Here is a 16,998-nt window from a genome sequence, read left to right on the forward strand (position 1 = left end):
GTGTTGCGTTTTTGCGGCTGTTTTGATCATTTCCGCAGCTGTTAACGTCGGCGCAGGAGGGCCTCATGAGTCACAACAGCCTGGTGACCAAACCCGCAAGCGGACGTTGGACCGACGCGTATCCCGAACTCGGCCGCGGGCCGGTCTCGCTCGAAGACTGCGTATCCGAAGAATTCTACGAAAAAGAACGCGAGCATGTCTTCAAGAAGACCTGGCTCTACGTCGGGCGGGTCGAACGAGTTCCGCGCTCTGGCAGCTACTTCACCCGCGAGCTGAAGGTGCTGAATACCTCGATCATCATCGTGCGCGGGAAAGACCAGGTGATCCGCGCTTTTCACAACATCTGCCCGCACCGCGGCAACAAGATGCTGTGGGAAGACGATCCATTCCAAGAGGTGTCTGGCCGCGCACCCTTGCTGTATTGCCGATTCCACGGCTGGCGCTACAAGCTGGACGGCTCGCTGCACTCACCCACACGTAAGGATCTGTTGCTGGACTTCGACGCCGAAAGCTGCCAGGTGCCGTCGGTGCAGTGCGAAGTGTGGGAAGGCTTCATCTTCATCAACGTCAACCCCCACAACACCGAGTCGCTGCGTTCGTTTCTCGGGGAGCTGGCTGAAGGCATCGAGGGCTATCCGTTCGAGGGCCCGCATCAGGTCTTCAAGTTCTCCGCCGAGTTGCAGTGCAACTGGAAGATCTTCGTCGACGGATTCGCGGAGAGCTATCACGGGCCGTACTTGCACGCCACCTCGTTCGGCAGCGTCACCGCCGAGGCCAGAGATGCACTGGACAAGCCGAATCCGTTCACCGACGCACTGGCCTACCAACTGAGCGGCCCGCACCGGATGTTTTCGTTCTCCGGAGAGCCATCGCGAAAGACCCCGTACTCCAAGCCGATCGAGTGTGTGATGGAGGCAGGCGCCGCGGGACCCTGGAACAAGAAAGTCGATAGGGGTCCCATGCCGACCGGCATCAATCCGACCCGCTCCGAGAAGTACGGCTTCGATTCGTTCCAGTTCTTCCCGAATTTCGTCATCATCTTCGGGTCGTCCGGGTTCAGCACCCACGCGCACTGGCCCACCGGCCCGCACTCGCACCGATTCGAAGCCGAGATGTTCTATCAGCCGCCGAAGACGCATAAGGAGCGGCTCGGCCAAGAGCTCACCGTGACCTATCTCAACGACATCATTCTCGAAGATGCGAGTCCTTCGGAGGGACTGCAGTCGATGCTCAATAGCGGTGTCCTGAAGAACTTCACGATGAACGACGAAGAAATCCTGCTTCGTCATCTGCATAAGGTCGTCGGCGACTACGTCGAGGCCGGCGAAAAAGCCAAAGCAGGTCAACGATGAATCCGATTCTGCCGAAGGGGTTTTCGTCTCTCGAGCACTTGGTGCCGCAGTGGGCAATCGAGGACGGCCACCAGCGTTACGTCAAACGGGTCAACAGCACCATGGAAGAGATCCGGGCGTTCTACGACGAGGTGTTTCCGCACGCCGAGGAAGCCGTCGCCTACATCGACAAGTTCGATTATTCCGAACCGCTGCCCGACGACGTCGCAAACCTGCGCAACCTGCTCTACTCGCTGATCACCGTCTCGTTGGCAGTCGAGTTATGGAAGCAACCGCGGGTGAAGCATTCGGCCAACACCATTCTCACGAGGGTCAGTTGATGGGATTCAGCTCGGCGCAACTGGAAATCGTCAACCTCACGCCCAGTATCGGCAGTGAGATCAGGACCGACCTCGACACGCTGCTGAGCGGCCGCGAAGCTGCCACGATCCGCGAGGTTCTCGAGCAGCGGGGTGTGCTGTACTTCCGCGGGCTGGATATCAGCGATGAAGAACAGGTCGCCATCGCCAGAACCCTGGGTACCCTGGTCGCCAACGAGGGCCAAGGAGGCATCAACAAGATCTCGCTCGACGAGAAGGTGAACCAGCGCGCGAAATACCTTCGAGGCTCGATGTTTTGGCACTTCGACGGTTCCTTACAACCGTTGCCGAACCTGGCCACACTGCTGCGGGCGGTCAAGCTCTCCGATACGGGCGGTCAGACCGAATTCTGCAATACCTACGCGGCTTACGAGGACTTGCCAGAGTCGGAGAAGCAGGCGATAGCGGACTTGCGCGTAGTGCACAGCGCGGAGCGCTCGCAGTACTACGTCACCCCGGAGATGAGCTACGAAGAGGTGACGTTCTGGCAGAAATCGGCCACCAAGTCTTGTCCGATCGTGTGGACGCATCAATCCGGCCGCAAGTCGCTGTTGCTTGGCGCGACATCCGACTATGTCGTCGGGTTACCGGTGGAAGAAAGCCGCGCTCTGCTTGCCCGCCTTCGAGATTGGGCCACTGCACCGAAGTACGTCTACCAGCATGAGTGGCAGTCCGGTGATCTGCTCATCTGGGACAACACCGGCACCATGCACCGAGTGTTGCCGTATTCGGTCGACAGCGGCCGTCTGATGCACCGAACCATCCTGGCGGGCGAAGAACCGCTGCAATGAAGCTCGGTATCGCCACTCCGGTCGTCACCAATGTCGGTGGAGCGCCATTGGAGTGGGAGCAGGACGCCGGAGTGGAGGAGATCGGCCGCGTCGCCGAAGTCGCGGATCAGCTCGGCTACCACCACATGACGTGCAGCGAGCACATCGGCCTGCCGTCAACCGAAACGAACCGCCGTGGGGCCCGGTACTGGGACCCACTTGCTACGTTCGGCTTCGTGTCCGCGCGCACCAAGCGAATTCGGTTGGCCACCATGACGTTGGTGTTGGGATATCACCACCCACTGGCGATCGTGAAGCGTTACGGCACGCTCGATCACGTCAGCAACGGGCGGCTCATCCTCGGTGTCGGCGTCGGCTCACTCAAAGAGGAGTTCGACCTTCTCGGAGCATCTTTCGAGGACCGCGGACCTCGCGGTGATGACGCTCTGAGGGCGCTGCGTGCTGCGCTGCCAAGCCGTGAGCCGGCTTACGAGGGGGAGTTCTATTCGTTCGGTGGGCTCACCGTCGATCCGTGTGCGCTACAGCCGCATCTGCCGATCTGGGTCGGCGGCCGCACGAAGCGGTCGTTGCGCAGGGCGGTCGCGCTCGGCGACGGATGGTGTCCGTTCTACGTATCGATCGAAACCGCCGCGGAGTGGCTGCGCGCGTTCGACCTGCCGCCCGGTTTCGAGGTGGTCATGCCTGCCGATCAGCCCCTCGATCCGGTCGGAAAGCCGGACTCAACGCGAGAAACGCTGCAGGCGCTGGCGACTGGTGGCACGACAACCCTGTCCGCCCGCTTCGTCCACACCTCCCTGGCGCACTACCTCGAGCAACTGCACGCCTTGACCGAACTACAGCGCGAGGTTTTCGGCGCCGACGTCGTCAGACAGGAGTAGAGCCGACGCTATGACCCAAGTGACTGAGGTGTACTACGACCCGTGGGACGCCGCCCTCAACGCCGATCCCTATCCGATGTTTCGGCGCATACGCGAGAATGCGCCGCTGTACTACAACCCCGAACACGACTTCTATGCACTGAGCCGCTTCGACGACGTCAACCGCGCACTGGTGGACCACCAGACCTTCAGTTCTGCGCGCGGCGTCGTGCTGGAGATCATCAAGGCAGACATCGAAATACCGCCGGGTCTACTGATTTTCGAGGACCCACCGATACACGACATCCATCGCAGCTTGCTGTCCCGCGCGTTTACGCCGCGCAAGATCAATGCCCTTGAGCCCAAGATCCGCGAATTCACCCAGCGCTGCCTGGACCCACTGATCGGCGGAGACCGGGTGGACTTCGTGAAGGATCTCGGTGCAATCATGCCGCTGCGGGTGGTGGGCATGCTGTTCGGCATCCCGGAGGACTATCAGCGCCGAGTGCAGGAGGACGGCGAGAAGTTCGTCCGCACCGAGCGAGGCGGCCGAATGACCGACAATCACGCCAAGCTCGCCGACGGAGAGATCTTTGCCGACTTCATCGATTGGCGCGCAACACATCCCGCCGACGATTTGACGACCGAGTTGCTGAACGCCGAATTTACCGATGAGAAGGGCACCACCCGAAAGCTGCACCGCGATGAACTGCTGATGTTCATGAAAGTCGTTGCTGTCGCCGGTTCAGAGACCACCACGCGGTTGATCGGTTGGTCCGGGAAGCTGTTGTCCGAAAACCCTGACCAGCGACGGCTATTGGTCGATGACCGATCACTGCTGCCCGGCGCCATCGAGGAGATCCTGCGCTTTGAGCCACCCGCGCTGCAGGCGGCCCGGTACGTCACTCGTGACATCGAGTTGCACGGTACCACCGTGCCCGAGGGCAGTTCGATCCTCACTTTGATCGGGGCCGCCAACCGCGATGAAGCGCGGTTCGGCGAGAACGCCGAATCATTCGATGTGACGCGTGCGCCGCGCCAGCATCTGACGTTCGGTATCGGTGCGCACTACTGCCTCGGCAATGCACTGGCACGTATCGAGGGCCGAATCGCATTGGACGAGATCATGAACCGCTTTCCCGACTGGGAAGTCGACCTGGACGCCGCGGTCTTTTCGTCCTCGTCAGCGGTGCGTGGCTGGGACAGCATGCCGGCTCACGTTTGAGACGTGCTCCACCGTGCGTCGAGTTCGGCGAACGCGTCGTCAAGGTCCTCGGGATCGAACGTCACCGTGTCATGTATGAGGCCGCTGTCGTCCACTTCCGTGACTCGGCACACTTCAATGGAGACCTGCCCGTCCGCGTCATCGATGTTGCGATAGCACTCGCGGATCAGCGAGAGGCGGGAACCCCTGGTGGCAATCGGCTGCACTTCTAACTTCCAGTTGCTGGGTAGGGTTTCGAACAGGGCGTGCGCCACCTGCCATCGTGCTTGACCTTTTAGCGAGTTAAGCAGGCCTTTTCGGCGGTCCTCGTAGGTGCCGTCCGCATCGGCGAGAGCAATGAAATCGTCCAGGTGGCGGTGATTGAACATATCGGCAGCGCGGACCCAGGCCTGCGTCGCAGCATTCTCGACGATCGACGCTTGGCTTGCCGCGTTCTGTGGTCTGCGCGACTGTGAACTCAGTTCCTCGAAACCGGCGACAGCGGCGTCCATCTCAGACTCATTGAAAAGCTCGCAGCGGTCGACTCGACCCCCGTTGACAGTAACGATCGCCAGGTCCCGCCATTCGGCGTCCATGCCGTGTTGAGACGTCCCGTGGGACGCCTGTGTGACGATTGCCCCTAGGTCGGTGAGTCGGTGCACGACCTCGATGCGGGTTCGGAACTCAGGTGTGAGCCGCCAATTCTCGCGAAGGTACGCCGTCAGATCGCCGGCCTCGATTGTCGCGCGCAGCCTGTGGTCTACCAGCACCCAATCCTGTTTCGCCTCAGGGATAGTTGCTCGGTTGATCGCGTCGTAGGACTCCGCGATTGCCGACCAGACGTGGGAATGGGCGGCCGCTTCGTCGGCGAGATATCGAGTGTCCAGCTCCTTGAAGGCGGCGTCGAGATCTTCGCGGTCGTACGTGACGACCCCGGCAATCCGCCCGGCGGCGTCGAGCTCGTATATCTGTAGGACGTCGAATTGGACGTCGCCGGGTCGCTCGTCATTGCCCAGATGAGCCCGAATGAGGACAAGACGCTCACCACGGGTCGCGATGGCTACGGACAACGTGTACGTGATGCCGATGACGCCGACGGACGCCCGCAGATCGGCGATGGCGGCGTCCCTGCCGCGCAGGATTCCGGCGTTCACGACCCGCCGGCGATCTTCGTTGGATACGTCCTCGGTCATCATCTCGGTCATCGCATTCCAGTCGCGGGACTGCAGAGATGCCCGGAAGCGTTGAGCCATTCGGCTTGCCGCGTTTTCCAACCGCTGCGCTTTGGGGTGCAGTTCCTCGAAGCGTGCTAGTGCGTCGTCCAGGTGTGCTTCGTCGAACATCTCACAGCGGCTGAGCAGATCGCCGTCGACCATAAAGATGTCGGTTATGCGCCACTCAGCGTCGAAGCCGTCGTGTGAAGTCCCACTCGCGACATGAGTGACGACCGCGCCGAGGTCGGTCAGCCGATGAACAGCCTCAACGTAGATGGGGTTGTGCGATGTCTCGCTCAGGGCCGCGCGCAGGTATGCCTTCAGATCGCCGTTCCCCAGCCCTGCAACGTGCCGGTGGTCGATATCGACAAAATCGCCGACAGTGGGCGGGATTTCGCCTCGATTCAGCGATTCATATCCCCGGAGAATGGTCGACCAGACGTGCGAATGTGAGGACGCTTCGCCCGCGAGATAAAGGCGCTCAAGTTCCTCGAGGCCGGCCGCGGCACCATCGGGGTCGAACATCACATGGCGTGCTAGCAACCCGTCGCCGTCGACCTCGATGACGCAGAGGAACTCGGTGTGAAAAGCCTCGGGCCGCTGGTCTCGGCCGGAGAAGCGACTACGGACGAGAGCGAGGCGGTCCCCGCGGCTTGCGACGATGGTGAATGCCGTCTTCTCGGAGCCGATATCGGCGACGCCTCGCGCTTCGACCATCGCCGCGCGTCGACCCCAAGTAGCCTCTGCGCTCACGGCCTGTCTGCGGTCGTCTCGGTAGATGTCGACAGACATCGACTCGGAGAAGGCGTCCCAGTCACCTGCCGAGAAGTATGTCAGAAACCGGTCATATTGCTCAGTTGCCGTGTTCTGCAGTCGAAGTGCCGGCCTGCGGAGTTGTTCGAACCTCTCCAGTGCGGTGTCGATGTCGCCGTCGTCGTAAACCTCCATCCACGACTCGCTCGGGTCGAGCAGAATTGTTCGAGCCCACTGCAATTCATTCCCGTGTCCGTCTTTGCCTTCGATGACGAGGTCCGCGACTGTCCCGTGGACGTCGAGTGCATGCACAGTTGTCACGCGGTAGCGGGCAGTTGGCACGAGCTGCCACAGCTCCGCGACCGCACGCCCGAAATCTCCTGATGCGAAAGGAACTCGACGATGGTCAGTGAATGCGAGTTCACCGGTCACTGGACCAGTTTCGTGCCGGTTGACTTCGGCCAGGATGTCCATAGCGCACTGCATTGTCTGCGCGTACGGTGCCGCCTCACCGGCGACGTAGCGGCGATCCAACTCCTGGAGGGCGGCGTCGACGTCGTCCAGCTCGAACACGACGATACCGACGATCCGTTCGTCGGCGTCGATTTCGACGAGGTGGAGGAGGTCGATTCGAATCGCCTCAGGGTCGTGGCCCAGGACTTGAGTACACGAAAGCATCAGGCGCTGGCCACGGTTCGCGATGACGGTTGGTATCAAGTTCGCGAAGCCAACGGCCGCGGCCGCCCGCAAATCTTCGACCTCTGCGGCTCTTCCGTGTCGCAGTTCGGCGTTCGCGGTTCTACGGCGATCGTCGGCGCAGACGTTTTCGGCGACCAACTCAGCGATCGAGGCCCAATCGCGGGCCGCAAAGTAGCCGCACAGGCGTCGGACGACCTGGCTTGCCGTGTTTTCCAGTCGCCGCGTGCGTGGGTGTAGTTCCTCGAACTTCGCCAAGGCAGCGTCGAGGTCTTCCACGTTGTACATTTCGCAACGGTTCACCATGTCGCCTTGGACCGTCGTGACGGCAATCTCTTGCCACTCGGCGTCGAAGCCGTCGGGCGAAACACCCTGTGCCGCATAGGTGCAGACCGCGCCGAGATCGCTCAGGCGGTGGACAACCTCCACATATCGCCGCCGGTCTTGGTTCAGGTCCCATGCAGCATGAATGTATGCCGTCAGTTCGCCGGGCGGAAATGCCGCCAACCGGCGATGGTCTTCGGTCACGCAGTCAGGGGTCAACGCGGGAAGCTCGCGCCGGTTGACTGCCGCGTAGGTTCCGATGATTACTTCCCAGGTGTGCGCATGCTCCGCCGCCTCGCCGGCCAGGTAGCGCGCGTCGAGTTCCGCGAGGGCCGCGTCGAAGTCCTCGACATCGAAACTGACAAGCGCCACAAATCGCTCGTCTGCGTCGATTTCGACCACGTTGAGCACATCATTGAAGAATGGCTCGCCTTGCGAGCTGGCCGAGTAGCGAGTGCGGCGAAGGACGAGGCGGTCGCCGCGCGTCGCGATGACGGCCGACGTGGCTCGCCTAACGCCGAGGTTGGCGTTGGCGCGCAGATCTTCGACCGCGTTTTCCCGACCATAACGGATCCCGGCGTTCACTACACGCCGCCGATCCTCATGGGAAAACTCGACGGCAATCGTCTCGGCGATTGCATCCCAGTCACCGGTAAGGAAATGCGAGTGGTTGTGTTCGATTACTCGGCTGGCCAGATTTTCCGGTTGGCGTGGATCAGAATTGGCCCTCTCGAGTAGTTCGTGCGCGGAAACGAGTTCGGCGACAGCGGCATCCATGTCGTCAATGTCGAACCACACCGCGCAGGCTATGAGGCCTGCCTCGTCGAGCGTGATTACGTGCAGCATCTCCTCGCGCGGCGCCCCGGGGCTGACGTCCGCGGATGTCACTTCCACCCGCACCAGAGCCAGACGCTCGCCGCGTACGGCGACAGTGCGGTGCCGGTACTGAATCGGACCCAGCTCGCTCGAAATGCGCTTCAGTTCCTGTGGCCATCCGCCCGAAGACGGGTCGCGCGTGAAACCGACTATCTTTCGTCGGCTTTCGATGGTGAAGGTGGTCGAATACAGTCGCTCGACGTCGTCCCAGGCCTCGGCGTTACAGGCGACGGCCAACCGGTCAACCGTTCGCCCGCACGCATTGTCAAACTCGACCGGCGGAGGCGCCTGCGCGGGAACTGGTGCAACTGTCGGGACACGCTCGCCGAGCAGACGGCGTGCCTTTTCCGCAAGTGCCACAGCACCTTTGCGCTCATACAGCCCTACCGCTCGCTCGGCGGCGGCTCTCGCGCCCGCGGCATCGCCAGCGGTGCCCGAAGACTCCAACACCCCGGCAAGCGCAAGACATGCGTCGCCGTGATCGACCAACGCGTCGGTGCGCTCGGCCAAGCTGACGGCCGCTTCGGCGACCCGTCGAGCTTCGGCATGATCATTGCCACGTGAAAGCAGCTGTGCCCGCAGTGCTCGCCAGGCGATCGACGCCTTGAGTGCGTGACCAGCGAGAAGTTGGCTCTCCCTGCATAATTCATCGGCTTCGGCGGCCCGGTCGAGTGCCAGGCAGGTCCGGCCCAGCAGGGCGGCGGCCTCGGCGGTGTCGGCGTCGAGGCCCATGCGGCGGAATCCGTTGTAGGCCTGTCGCAGATGTGCCTCCGCTGCACCGGGATCATCGGCGACCAACTCGACGATTCCGGCAAAAAGCTCGATCTCGAGTTTTGCATGACGCAAGCCGACTTCGGTCACTGTGCGTCGCGCCGTGTCGATCATCCGTCGCGCTGCGGGGGCGCGGCCGCGAAACGCCTCAAGCACGGCTTGGCAACGGGTCGAAGTCGCTTCGACCGCAGGCGAATCCGTGGTGATCCTGAGCAACCGCACCACGTCCAGGCACCGTCCGCCCGCCCGCGGAACTGGATTGGGACCCCACAGCGCCGCGATTGGCGCACCTGCGAGTACGGCGTTTACCTGGCGGTGCTCGCGACCGCGCCGCGCCGCCGAGAGGGCGGCGTCCAATGCGATTTCGCAGTCGCCGATTCGTCCGAGTCGGGCCAGGCATCCGGCGCGGACGGTGTGTGCCTTGGCTTCTCCGGCCGCGTCCTGGAATTCCGCCAGTTTCACGGCAGCCGCGCTCACCGCGGCCTCGATCTCGTCCAAGCGCTCGGGGTGGGTCAGCATCGATAATTGGCCGTCGAAGCACGTCGCCCAGGCGGCCAGTCGGGTGGAATCAACTGTCGTTTCTTGCAATTGGGAGACTGCGCGGACCGCTGACGCCACGTCGCCTGCGGCCAGGAGAGCTTCGCAACGCGCGACCAACAGTTCGGCTGCCTGCTGGTCCCGGTCGGGCAGCTCGTCGTCGATCCCCTCGAGTGCCTGCAGGGCGCGATCGTAGAGGTCGGCCGCGCTTTCGTAAGCGAGTCGCGCCATTGCCTGATCCGCCGCACGGTGGCAGTAATCTGCCGCCTTGACCGCATTGCCTGCCCAGGCGCATTCGTAGTAGTGGTAGGCCAATTCGGCGATCAGCTCGCCGACGCCGCCGGGCCCGCTCTCCAAGGTCGTCGCGATCCGCTGGTGTAACCGCATCCGCCGCACCGATGGCATTTCGGCCAGCAGCGATTGCCGAACGAGTGCGTGGTTGAACCGGTATCGGCCGCCAGGCTCCTCGACCACAACGCCGGCCTTGCACGCCTCGTCGAACGCGTCGACGAGGTCTTGGTCGACCACTCGCTCGACGAGGTCCAGCGCGAAGCGGCTACCGACTACCGCGGCCGCGGAGAGGGCCTTGTTCGTCTCCGCCGTCAGCCGCGAAAGCCGGCGGCTCACCGCTTCACGGACACCCTGCGGCAACGTATTCGGGTCCCAGCGCCCGCCACTCTCGTCGACGTGACGCAGGGCCTCGATGAGGAAGAACGGGTTGCCCCCGGTGACGGAAGCCAACGCCCGGGCCAGCTCTTCGTCGTCGTACCCGGCTTCGGTGACGAAGGTGGTGACGTCATGCTCATCGAGCCCGCTGAGCTGCAGACGGTTGGCGCTGCCGTCACGGTGCAGATCTGCCAGCGTTGCCGCCAGGGGATGGGAACGGTCGAGATCCGTATTGCGGTAAGTACCCACGATCTGGACGCGGGCATGCTCGCCGAAGCGCAGCAGGTGGCGCATCAACAGCAGGGTGGACTTCGCTGCCCAGTGCAGGTCGTCGAGTATCAGGACGACCGGCGCGTGCGTAGAGGCGACGCCGAATAGCGCCACGATGGCGTCGAAGAGCGCATAGCGCTCCGTGTCCGGGTCCGCTCGGGTCGGCGCAGCCAGGTCAGGCAGCAGATCGGCCAGCCCGGGAACAAGCGCAAGCAGTGCCTCGACGCCCCGAAGCCCCCGAAGCCGAGCGGCGCCGAGGCACGGCGCCAGTGCGCGAAGCGCTTCCGCGAACGGCTGGTAAGGCGCTCCGAGGTCTTCGTCGCAGCGGCCGTAGAGGACGACTGCGCCTTGCTCGTAGACCTGTCGGCACCATTCGCCGGCCAGGCGCGTCTTGCCCACGCCGGGTTCGCCGGCGATCAGTACGGCGTGCGTGCCACTGGTCACCGCGGTTTGCCACGCGGACATCAACCGCGCTAGCTCGTGGCCGCGCCCGACGAACGGCCCGGGACCGGTCAGCACCGTCGCGAGGCCGGGACGATCCAGGGGCTCATCGATGGGCGGTGCCGCAGACGCGTCGTCGTCGGTCTGGCGGCGGAGTTCGAAGACGTGCTCGGGACGCGCCAGGTTGCGCAACTGGCGTGTCCCCAGATCAACGAGCATGGCGTCGTCGCGTAGTGAGTCGACGACGAGTTCGGCTGTCGCGCCCGAGCATAGAATCTGGCCGCCCTCGGCCAGTGATCGCAGGCGCGCGGCGCGGTTGACGGCCCGGCCGAAATAGTCGCCGTCGCGAAACTCCACCTCGCCGGTATGCAGAGCAATGCGAATACGCATGGGCTGCAGCAGCGCCCACGGTTCGTGCGTTATTGCGTCTTGCAGCTCGACGGCAGCAGCGGCCGCTGCCGACGGCCGTTCGAAGACTGAAAACGTGGCGTCGCCCTCACCGCGCGTCTTGATCAGCCGCCCGCCACGTGAGGTGACAACCTGTTCGGCGAGTTCGTCATGCCGAGCGAGGGCGACCGCCATGGCGCCGGCGTCTGATTCCCACGCGGCGGTCGAGCCTTCGATGTCGGTGAGCAGGAAGGTGACTGTGCGTGTCACCGATGAAAGCTGTTGTACTACAGGGGTATCGAGTGCAGTGTCTTGCGAGACGATCGCCGTTTCGAGTCGGCGGAGGTCGGGGCCGGGATCGACACCAAGCTCGTCAGCCAACAGTGACCGGGCTCGTTGATAAGCGCCTAGGGCTTCGCCCTGCCTGCCGGCGCGGTAGAGGGCGAGCATCAGTTGGCACCATCGCCGCTCGCGCAGTGGTGCTTCGGCCACTGCGGATTCGAGCTCGCCGACGATCTCGGCGGCGCGCCCCGTGGCGAGCAGCGCGTCGGCCCGATCCTCCACCAGCGCAGCGTGTCCTTCGATCCAGCGCGTCTTCTCGGATACTCCCCGCTGCGAATCGGGTAGTTCGGGAACGCCGCGCCAGCGGGTCAGCGCCTCGTCGAAGCGGACCACCGCCTGGCTCGAATCACCCGCTGCGGCAGCGTCACGGCCCATCTTGGCGGAAAGCCTGTAGCGCGAGGCGTCGACTTCCGCCCCGGCCAGGGTCCAGCCGCCGCCCTCGGTCAACACGATGCCGTCGCCGAGGGTGCGACGGAGAGCAGAGATGTGGGTTTGCAGCGCCTTGGCGGCGGTGCGCGGCGGATTCTCGCCCCACAGCAGCGTGGCGAGTGCGTCCGCCGACAATACTGATCCGGAGTGCAACCCGAGCATGGTGAGGATGGCGCGGGGTTTGGCACCCGGGATCGGGACCGGCACACCGTCCTGCCGGACCTGGAGAGGTCCCAGAACCCCCAGTTCCACGGATGGAAGCGTACTCACGTCGACCATCGTCCGTAAGACGATTCAACGAGCGGTAAAGGTCGAGTAAAGGTGCCCGCCTGCATTTCGTCAGCGTCGAGTCTTAGGGTCGGAGCATCCGTCCGACACTAGAGCGAGGCACCAACCATGACCCACGATTTGCCTGAAAGCGCACTGGAGCTGCGTTCGCTGGTGACATCGACCGGCACCCTCGAACTCTCTCTGCAAGAAGTTCCGGTGCCCACCCTGGAAGCCAATCAAGTCTTGGTGCGGGTGGAAGCCTCGCCCATCAACCCGTCGGATCTTGGCCTCTTGGTCGCGAGCGCGGATATGGCCGCCGCGACGGTATCGGGTACGTCCGACCGTCCCGTCGTTACTGCCCCGGTGGCAGAGGCCACCCTGGGAGCACTTTCGTCGCGACTCGACGAGTCGCTACCGGTCGGCAATGAAGGCGCAGGCACCGTGGTGGCCGCGGGGTCGTCGGAAACCGCGCAAGCGCTCATCGGCAAAACAGTCGCGATAGCGGGCGGCGCGATGTACTCGCAGTATCGGGCGGTCGACGCAATCGCCTGTCTGGTCCTGCCCGAGGGTGCCAGCGCACGGGACGGGGCGTCGTCCTTCGTCAATCCGATGACGGCACTCGGAATGACCGAAACCATGCGCCGCGAAGGACATTCCGGCCTTGTGCACACAGCCGCCGCGTCCAATCTGGGCCAGATGCTGGTCAAGCTCTGCCAGGCCGATGGGATCCCGCTGGTCAATGTTGTCCGCAAGCCCGAGCAAGAGGAACTGCTGAGGTCCCTCGGTGCCACCCATGTCCTCAACTCGACATCGCCGTCGTTTGCAGGGGATCTCGTCGAAGCCCTCAAAGCAACGTCGGCGACGCTGGCATTCGACGCCACCGGGGGCGGAACGCTGGTGAGCCAGATCCTCAACGGTATGGAGCAGGCTGCCAACGCGACAGCGGCGCAGTATTCGCGCTACGGGTCGAGCGTCCACAAGCAGGTGTACATCTACGGCGCACTCGACACCAGCCCGACGGTGCTGAAAAGGAACTTCGGAATGGCGTGGGGCATCGGCGGGTGGCTGCTCACTCCGTTTCTGCAGAGCGCCGGGGGCGAAACCTTCGGTCGACTGCGGGCGCGGGTAGCCGCGGAGTTGACCACGACGTTCGCGAGCAAGTACACCCGAGATGTCTCACTGGCCGGCATGCTCCAACCCGATGCGTTCAACGAGTACGTCAAGAAGGCGACGGGGGAGAAGTTCCTGGTGACTCCCAATTAGTCGGTGTAACTGACCGCGCGGACGCTCAAATCCCGATACACACCGGCGGTATCGGATCGTTGTTCACCCGCAGGATGTCGCATTCGGCCGCGAGTTGGTCGCCTTGCATTTCCTCGATGGCGATGTGGTTTTCTTCGCCGCAGGATTGGTTGTAGAGGCACGGGTCTTCCGGCGTTGCGGTAACCGAAGTCGGCACGCCGGCCCCGAAAGTGACTGTCACTCCGGCGCATACGGCGAAAACCCAGATCAACCGCGTCCGACGGCGGGCACGCTGAGGCCGCGACTTGGCGGTTACCGACACGTCTTCGAACATCGCCTACTCCTGGGTGGTTAGCGGGTCTTCCGGCACCCAAGTTTCGGTTTGCTGCGATACGGTGATGTTTCGCGATTGTTACTATTAGACGTTCTTGTCGAGAGTCCACGACGTGGACAAGTCGGACCCGATGCGACTCGTCGCCCGAATTGCCTTTGCCGCCAACCGCATTAACGGCTAGCAGTCGTTCTGAGCTGACGCAGGCCGGCCCGGATCCGTGAAGTGATAGTTGAGACGGCGACACCGAGGTGATCGGCCACCTGACGGCAGGTGAGTCCACCGTAGTAGGCCAGGATTATTGCGTCGCGCTGCCGATCGGTGAGCGTTGCGACGCCCTGGTGCACCGGTCGACACGTGGCCTGATCGAACACCTCAAGCAGTGCTGGGTCGACTGCTTCGACGTGGCAGCGGGTTGGGCGCTCGCTGTGGGCCCGCTCGAAACGAACGCGATCTACCGAGCGGCAATGTGTCAGCGTCGTCAACCACGCCAGCGGGGAGTCCTGCCCGGGAACGAAATGCTGGGCGGTCTCCCAGACTTCCAGGTAGACCTCGTGCGTCGTCTGCTCGGCGAGTTGCGCATCGCGCAGCACCGATAGCGCGACGCCGTAGACCTGAGCACTCGTGCGGTCATACAGAGTGGCGAATGCGTCGATGTCGCCCTCGGCGACACCGAACATCAGGTCAGTGAGGGTCCAGGCGTGGGCATTTTGAGCGGCGTTCATGTGATCCCGGGGATGCGAGTCATCACGTAGTGTTCGGCGCGAGCGACCGCTCGGCGAGGCTGGCGGCCTAAGCAGCGGACCTCGTCCCCGGACTGGCTGTGTTTCCAGCGTTACTAACGCTACACCGCCCACCAGACGGTGTCTGTGCGCAGCTCAGGGCGGCCGTTCAGGCTCGTCGCCTATTTGTCGACTCCATGCCTGCGGTGAGGTACGAGTGAGACAGCGCCAGAGCCAGCGCCGTTACGATCACAATGACGTACAGCGGGAGTAGATGTTCGAACGTGGTATAGCCGATGACGAGGTGAATCACCAGTGCGGGAGCGGTTCCCGCGGCACACCCGATCAGCAGTGACCACCAGACCCAACGTTCGCCACGCCGCCAACCCCACAGGCTGATCAGCAAGACCGCGAGCCCGGCGCCCACCAGCGCACCGCCGAATCCGGCCCGATCGTGGGCGATGAAGGGCAGCAACCGCGCTTGCGCGGCGTCGAGCGCGGCCGCTCTGGTGCCCAGGAATCCCAGGTCGGTGGGAACGAACACGGTCGTCAGCCCTACCGTCGAAATGACGGCTCCGGCAACGGTTAATCCGCCTCCGATGCCGATCATCAACAGTTGTCCCCACAACGCGCGGCGGCGTTGATTCTCCGGGCCCTCCGGCACTACCCGCCAGCGCGCGGATACGGGCTTGCGCCACACCGCGAACACGATCAGCGGAGCCAGAGTGACCACGACGAGGGTGTGCAAGGGCTCGAAGAAACCGGTGACGAGGAAGTAGAAGTAGGTGCCGAATGTGACTGTCGCCGATATGAGTAGTGCGTTGCGCGCCCAGCCGCGCCCCTGTCTGATTCCGCCCCATGCCAGGCCCACGTACAGTGTCCCGATCCCGATCATGTTGCCCGCCATCGTGATCCGGTCATGCTGAAGAAAGCCGACCAAGTGGTGATTGATGCCGTGCAGATCGTGCACCGACATCGCGAGATACTCGCGGTCGTACCACAGCAACACCGGGCCGAGCGTGATCATGGCCGCGCCGAGGCCCGCGACGATCAGTCCGAGACCGGCCAGCACGCCCCACAGCCAGCCCGGCCAACGACGCGGATTCCGTGGCACATCGCTCAGTCTCGGCGGCGGGGACGTCGGCGTAGCTGCTTCGATCACCCGGTTGAACCAGCCCGGCCCCGCCGCGATGAGGACTTCGGGTGTGGCTAGCACAGTCTTGTGTGGGTCCGCCAGGGCGGCCAGCGCGATGCCGATGTCGGGGTCTGTCAGGCGCACCACATCAGTGCCGGCCTCGGCGGCAAGCGTGTCGACATACGGCGCAACACCATCGGCGACCTCGGGAGGTTCTGCAACCGCGACCACCACACACCGTCGATCGGCAGTCGCCGAACGCAGTAGTGCGACGTCTTGTCGGTGCACCGGCTTGACCTCGATGATGCTGGCACCCTGCACCGGCAGCGTCGCGATCGCATCTCGCGCGACAGAGACAGGCACAGTTGCGCCGAACCGTCCACGCCACTGCGGCGGTACCGCGGGATGATCGAAAACCACGGGGATCCAGCGGTGGCCGCCCAGCTTCGTGACCAACACGGCCAGCAGTCGCAACGCCAGCCGCTGACTACAACGCTCGCCCACGAGTGCCGACGCGATCGGACCCAGGGGGTGGTACGTCCAGTCGGGCATCCGTTGATTCTGGCACCCGCGCGCCCGGAATTAGCGCGGCAAGTCGGTGAAGTCGATCCGGACCGACACCGGCGTTGTTTCCAGTGCTTTGACCACGGAGGCGCCCAACCGCCCGAACTGGCGACCGCGCGCGACGACGTCGTCATCCGGTCGCAATGTCGCGACGCCGGTGCGCCACCGATTCCCCTGGCGCAAGCGGATATTCGGGTTGTCGACGATATTGCGGCCCCAACCGGAGCGGGTACCGTGCTGGCTGATGATCCAGGCGCCGCTGTCGTCGAATTGAGCTGACACCGGTACGCGGCGCGACTGGCCCGTCTTGCGCCCTGTGGTCTCGAGTTCGGTGGCCAGCGCGGTTCGCAGCCCCAGTTTGCTCATCCCCTTCACCATCGGGTTGAGCAGGTAACGTCCTAATGCTCGCTCCCGCCGGAACTTTCGCAGTACCCGGTCATTGCTTGTGTTCGTCATGGCGATCTC

The 16,998-nt window shown here is 63.6% G+C and carries 11 protein-coding genes; 6 read left to right on the top strand and 5 right to left on the bottom strand.

The window, feature by feature from the left end:
- The first annotated feature begins 65 nt into the window (after positions 1-65).
- From ACZY1I_RS16175 to ACZY1I_RS16195, 5 genes are read left to right on the top strand one after another with little or no spacing between them, the layout of a single operon-like run.
- Complete coding sequence (locus tag ACZY1I_RS16175; protein ID WP_463755449.1) at positions 66-1,352, top strand: aromatic ring-hydroxylating oxygenase subunit alpha; 1,287 nt, start codon at positions 66-68, stop codon at positions 1,350-1,352.
- A complete protein-coding gene (locus tag ACZY1I_RS16180) occupies positions 1,349-1,672 on the top strand; it encodes a hypothetical protein (protein ID WP_463755450.1) in 324 nt (107 codons plus the stop codon). Before ACZY1I_RS16175 ends, ACZY1I_RS16180 begins: the two co-directional genes overlap by 4 nt.
- Positions 1,672-2,502 (top strand): TauD/TfdA dioxygenase family protein, encoded by an 831-nt coding sequence (locus ACZY1I_RS16185; RefSeq protein WP_463755451.1) that lies wholly within the window; start codon positions 1,672-1,674, stop codon positions 2,500-2,502. Before ACZY1I_RS16180 ends, ACZY1I_RS16185 begins: the two co-directional genes overlap by 1 nt.
- Entirely contained in the window at positions 2,499-3,380 is an 882-nt protein-coding gene (locus ACZY1I_RS16190) for a TIGR03619 family F420-dependent LLM class oxidoreductase (protein ID WP_463755452.1), read from the top strand. Before ACZY1I_RS16185 ends, ACZY1I_RS16190 begins: the two co-directional genes overlap by 4 nt.
- 10 nt (positions 3,381-3,390) lie before the next feature.
- On the top strand, positions 3,391-4,584 hold the full coding sequence (locus tag ACZY1I_RS16195; RefSeq protein ID WP_463755453.1) for a cytochrome P450: 1,194 nt from the start codon (positions 3,391-3,393) through the stop codon (positions 4,582-4,584).
- Here ACZY1I_RS16195 and ACZY1I_RS16200 read toward each other — a convergent pair.
- Positions 4,575-12,521, bottom strand: coding sequence for a BTAD domain-containing putative transcriptional regulator (locus tag ACZY1I_RS16200; protein WP_463755454.1), 7,947 nt, complete (start codon positions 12,519-12,521; stop codon positions 4,575-4,577). The two genes, ACZY1I_RS16195 and ACZY1I_RS16200, sit on opposite strands and share 10 nt — an antisense overlap.
- A gap of 144 nt (positions 12,522-12,665) precedes the next feature.
- Here ACZY1I_RS16200 and ACZY1I_RS16205 point away from each other — a divergent pair, with 144 nt between their 5' ends.
- Positions 12,666-13,802, top strand: coding sequence for a zinc-binding dehydrogenase (locus ACZY1I_RS16205; RefSeq protein WP_463755455.1), 1,137 nt, complete (start codon positions 12,666-12,668; stop codon positions 13,800-13,802).
- 25 nt (positions 13,803-13,827) lie between these two features.
- Here ACZY1I_RS16205 and ACZY1I_RS16210 read toward each other — a convergent pair whose 3' ends face one another.
- The 4 genes from ACZY1I_RS16210 to ACZY1I_RS16225 form a co-directional block, all read right to left on the bottom strand.
- Positions 13,828-14,115: a hypothetical protein gene (locus ACZY1I_RS16210; RefSeq protein WP_463755456.1), complete on the bottom strand. Its 288-nt coding sequence runs from the start codon at positions 14,113-14,115 to the stop codon at positions 13,828-13,830.
- 170 nt (positions 14,116-14,285) lie between these two features.
- Entirely contained in the window at positions 14,286-14,837 is a 552-nt protein-coding gene (locus tag ACZY1I_RS16215) for a sigma-70 family RNA polymerase sigma factor (RefSeq protein ID WP_463755457.1), read from the bottom strand.
- A 166-nt stretch (positions 14,838-15,003) separates the two neighbouring features.
- The gene (locus tag ACZY1I_RS16220; RefSeq protein ID WP_463755458.1) at positions 15,004-16,521 is read right to left on the bottom strand and encodes a hypothetical protein; all 1,518 of its coding nucleotides are present in this window, start codon (positions 16,519-16,521) and stop codon (positions 15,004-15,006) included.
- A gap of 30 nt (positions 16,522-16,551) precedes the next feature.
- Positions 16,552-16,989: a nitroreductase/quinone reductase family protein gene (locus tag ACZY1I_RS16225; RefSeq protein WP_463755459.1), complete on the bottom strand. Its 438-nt coding sequence runs from the start codon at positions 16,987-16,989 to the stop codon at positions 16,552-16,554.
- Between the last annotated feature and the right edge of the window lie 9 nt (positions 16,990-16,998).

The sequence above is a fragment of the Mycobacterium sp. IDUB_37 genome (assembly GCF_055419245.1).